The 4,301-nt window shown below is 69.0% G+C and carries 4 protein-coding genes and 1 pseudogene; all 5 read left to right on the plus strand.

Annotated features, from left to right (window positions below; translation table 11 throughout):
• Positions 1-339 (plus strand): annotated as a pseudogene (locus AC5RV2_RS15210) (ABC transporter permease); the annotation flags it as partial.
• Complete coding sequence (locus AC5RV2_RS15215) at positions 336-1,625, plus strand: ABC transporter permease (protein WP_494093029.1); 1,290 nt, start codon at positions 336-338, stop codon at positions 1,623-1,625. The pseudogene AC5RV2_RS15210 and the gene AC5RV2_RS15215, both read left to right, overlap by 4 nt.
• 2 nt (positions 1,626-1,627) lie before the next feature.
• Positions 1,628-2,032: a cytidine deaminase gene (locus AC5RV2_RS15220; RefSeq protein WP_494093030.1), complete on the plus strand. Its 405-nt coding sequence runs from the start codon at positions 1,628-1,630 to the stop codon at positions 2,030-2,032.
• A gap of 31 nt (positions 2,033-2,063) precedes the next feature.
• Positions 2,064-3,350 (plus strand): thymidine phosphorylase, encoded by a 1,287-nt coding sequence (locus AC5RV2_RS15225; protein ID WP_494093031.1) that lies wholly within the window; start codon positions 2,064-2,066, stop codon positions 3,348-3,350.
• 324 nt (positions 3,351-3,674) lie between these two features.
• Positions 3,675-4,301: DedA family protein (locus AC5RV2_RS15230; protein WP_494093032.1), on the plus strand; the 627-nt coding region annotated here is incomplete at its 3' end.

The following is a 4,301-nucleotide window of genomic DNA, read 5'->3' on the forward strand; positions in this document are numbered from 1 at the left end:
AGTTCCTGCAGACCGGCCGGCAACTCTGCACTGCCGGCAACTTCTTCCGTGATGGTCGCGGCCAGTTTCGGGTTCGACGCCATCACCGTGGCACTGCTGGGACGTTCGACGCCGTGGGGCACCCTCGCGGCCGGCCTGCTGTTCGGCGCCTTCCGCGCCGGCGGGGTGACCATGCAGACCAACACGGGCACCGGCATCGACATCGTGCTGGTGGTCCAGTCCATGATCGTGCTGTTCATCGCGGCGCCGCCGCTCGTGCGCGCGATCTTCCGGCTCCCCGAGCCGGGCAAACTGACGGCAAAACCCCGTAAGACCGCAAGCACCGGAGGTGCAGCATGAGCACGGTTACCGCCACCGCCCCGCAGCAAAGCCCAGCCGCTGCGGACACCGTGCGGAACTGGAAGACGCCGGTCATCCTGGCCGTCCTGGCTTTCGCGGCCGTCCTGGTTTTCGCGGTCGGGGCGCCGAACAACTCGGTGACCTTCCGGCTGTCGGACCCCAACGACCCGGTGGTGCTGCCATCGGTGGTGCTCTCGGCCGTCGCCACCGGCTGGGTCACGGCCGTCCTGATGCTCGCCGGCGCCGTCTGGTCGTTCATGCTGGTCCGGTCCGGACGTAAGGTCCCCGGCTGGCTGGTGGCCGTCTTTGCCGTGCTGTTCGTGGTCGGATTCCTCACCTGGGTGGTCGGCAGCGCCCGGACCCCCAACGTGGCCCTCTACGGGCTGCTGGCCGGTTCGGTCACGCTGGCCGTGCCGCTGATCTTCGGCTCCCTCTCCGGCGTGCTGTGCGAGCGCTCCGGCGTCGTCAACATCGCCATCGAAGGACAGTTGCTGTTCGGTGCCTTCTCCGCCGCGGTCGCCGGATCGCTCTCCGGCAACGCGTTCATCGGGCTGGCCGCAGCGGCCGTCGGCGGCGTGCTCGTCTCGGCGGTACTGGCGGTGTTCAGCATCAAGTACATCGTCAACCAGGTGATCGTGGGGGTGGTGCTCAACGTGCTGGTTTCCGGCCTGACCGGTTTCCTGTTCTCCACCGTCCTCTCGGCCGACTCCGCTACCTGGAACTCTCCGCCGCGGCTGCCGATCATCAGCATTCCGGTGCTCTCCGACATCCCGATCATCGGCCCCATCCTGTTCGAGCAGTCGGTGGTCGGCTACCTGATGTACGTCGCGGTGGCCGTGATCTACTTCGGCCTGTTCCACACCAAGTGGGGCCTGCGCACCCGTGCCGTCGGGGAACACCCCAAGGCGGCGGACACCCTGGGCGTGAAGGTCAACCGGATGCGGTTCATGAACGTGCTGCTGGCCGGCGTCGTCGCCGGTTTCGGCGGCGCCTTCTTCACCCTGGTCCTTGTCTCCAGCTTCGGCCGCGACATGACCGCCGGGCAGGGCTACATCGCCCTGGCGGCGCTGATCTTCGGCCGCTGGAACCCGCTGTACGCGTTCTTCGCGGCGCTGCTGTTTGGCTTCGCGACCAACCTGCAGTACGTGCTCAGCGCCCTGGGCTCCACGGTGCCGAACCAGTTCCTGGCCATGCTGCCCTACGTGGTGACCATCTTCGCCGTCGCCGGCCTGGTGGGCCGCGCCCGACCCCCGGCCGCCAGCGGCGTGCCGTACATCAAGGGTTGACCGTGGACGCACCAACGACGGCTCAGGTGGACTGGCACGCCCTCCAGCAGGCCGCGGAGGCCGCCATGCGGCTGGCCTACGTACCGTACTCGGGCTTCCCGGTCGGTGCCGCCGCGCTCACCGACGACGGCCGGATCGTCTCCGGCTGCAACGTGGAAAACGCCTCCTATGGCTTGACCCTGTGCGCGGAATGTTCGCTGGTGAGCCAGCTGAACATGACGGGCGGCGGGAAACTGGCCGCCTTCAGCTGCGTGGACGGGGAGGGCAACGCCCTGATGCCGTGCGGCCGGTGCCGTCAGCTGCTGTACGAGTTCCGCGCGCCCGGCATGCTGCTGATGACGCCGGCCGGCGTCAGGACCATGGACCAGGTGCTGCCGGACGCCTTCGGCCCGCAGCACCTGGCCTGACGGGCGGAACGCATCACCTAAGGAGCAGGACATGACCGAAACATTCGACGCCGTCGACATCATCCGGACCAAGCGGGACAAGGGAACGCTCAGCCCGGAGCAGATCGCCTGGACCATCGACGCCTACACCCGCGGGGCCATCGCCGATGAGCAGATGTCCGCGCTGAACATGGCCATCCTGCTCAACGGCATGGACCGGGAGGAGATCGCGCACTGGACGACGGCGATGATCGCCTCCGGCGAGCGGATGGACTTCTCCTCGCTCGGCAAGCCGACCGCGGACAAGCATTCCACCGGCGGCGTGGGGGACAAGATCACCCTCCCGCTGGCCCCGCTGGTGGCCGTCTTCGGCGTGGCGGTGCCGCAGCTGTCCGGCCGCGGCCTGGGCCACACCGGCGGCACCCTGGACAAGCTCGAGTCGATTCCGGGCTGGCGGGCCCTGCTCAGCAATGACGAGATGATGAGCCAGCTGGCCAACATCGGCGCCGTGATCTGCGCGGCCGGGGCCGGCCTGGCTCCCGCGGACAAGAAGCTCTACGCGCTGCGCGACGTGACCGGCACGGTCGAGGCGATCCCGCTGATCGCCTCCTCGATCATGAGCAAGAAGATTGCCGAAGGCACCGGCTCGCTGGTGCTGGACGTGAAGGTCGGCAGCGGCGCCTTCATGAAGGACGAGCGCAACGCCCGGGAACTGGCCGAGACCATGGTCGCCCTGGGCCAGGACGCGGGCGTGAACACCGTGGCGCTGCTGACCGATATGAGCACGCCGCTCGGGCTGACCGCCGGCAACGCCATCGAGGTCGAGGAATCGGTGGAGGTGCTGGCGGGCGGCGGCCCCGAGGATGTCGTGGAGCTGACCGTGAGGCTGGCCGAGGAGATGCTGCAGGCAGCCGGCGTGACGGATGCCGACCCCGCGGCCGCGCTGCGGGACGGCCGAGCCATGGACGTCTGGAAATCCATGATCCGCGCCCAGGGCGGGGATCCCGACGCCAAGCTGCCGGTGGCCAGGGAGTCGGAAGTCGTCTACGCCGAGGCCGACGGCGTGCTGATGCAACTGGACGCCCTCGCCGTCGGCGTCGCCGCCTGGCGGCTCGGTGCCGGACGAGCCCGCAAGGAAGACGCCGTGCAGGCCGGAGCCGGCGTGCGGATGCACGCCAAGCCCGGGGCGGTGGTCCGCGCAGGCGAACCGCTGATGACGCTGCTGACCGATACCCCCGAGAGGTTCGACCGGGCCAGGGAGGCGCTGCGCGGCGCCGTCGTTATTGCCCCGGAGGGGAGCCGGCCGGCCCGGCGGCTGATCATCGACCGGGTGGCGTGACCCACCCCTGGCCTGGCCGCCGCGAGATCTCCGTCACTGCCTGCCTCCCTGGTGAGGGAGGGCGTGCAACGCTCTCCGGGGAGCGGGAGACCCCAGCTGAAAACAACTGGGGCAGCACGGATATATATCCGCCGGGGCAAGCTCTTCCCGGCGTTCCCCCGGCCCCGCTACGATGAAATGGTGCGGCCGGAGCGGGGGATGCCCCGGTGCACCGCGGGGTCTGCGGCGTTGAGCGATGGGGGCCCGGTCAGGGATCTACCCGATAGCGGCACCAGATGCGGCATGGCATCGTTGGACTAGGTATCCAGCGGACAGGAACACTTCGTGCAGACTTTCATGGACGCGCTCAGCGTCTTCATCATCGATGCGGCAGCGCAATGGTGGATTTACCCACTGCTTCTGGCTCTCTGCCTGATCGACGGCATCTTCCCGCCGGTGCCCAGCGAATCGGTGGTCGTGGCACTGGCGGCCATTGCGGTATCCGCGGGAGCCCCGAATATCTGGCTGGTGGCAGCCGTTGCTGCCATCGGCGCGATAGCGGGGGACAACATCGCGTACCTGATCGGGCGCCGCATCGGCGCTGACCGTTTCCGCTGGATGCAGCGTCCCCGGGTTGCCGCGGCCTTCGCCTGGGCCCGCAGGGAACTGGACCGGCGCGGCGCGCTGCTGATCCTGAGCGCACGCTACATCCCGGTGGGCCGCGTGGCCGTCAACATGACCGCCGGCGCCACCGGCTACAACCACCGCAAGTTCGTCCTGTTTTCCGTCGCCGCCGGCATCTCCTGGTCCTTGTACTCGGTAGCCATCGGGGCGCTGGCCGGGCGGTGGTTCCATGACAACACCCTCCTGGCCGCCGGACTGGCGATCATGCTGGCGCTGCTGCTGGGCCTCCTGTTGGACCACGGCGTGAAATTGGCCAACCGGCGCCGTGCCGCGCGGCTGCGCGCCGCC

Source organism: Arthrobacter sp. Y3225116 (genome assembly GCF_059091245.1).

Excerpts from the sequence above, each read along its gene's own strand:
- AC5RV2_RS15215 (WP_494093029.1), top strand. The coding sequence starts at position 336 with ATGAGCACGGTTACCGCCACCGCCCCGCAGCAAAGCCCAGCCGCTGCG.
- AC5RV2_RS15225 (WP_494093031.1), top strand. The coding sequence starts at position 2,064 with ATGACCGAAACATTCGACGCCGTCGACATCATCCGGACCAAGCGGGAC.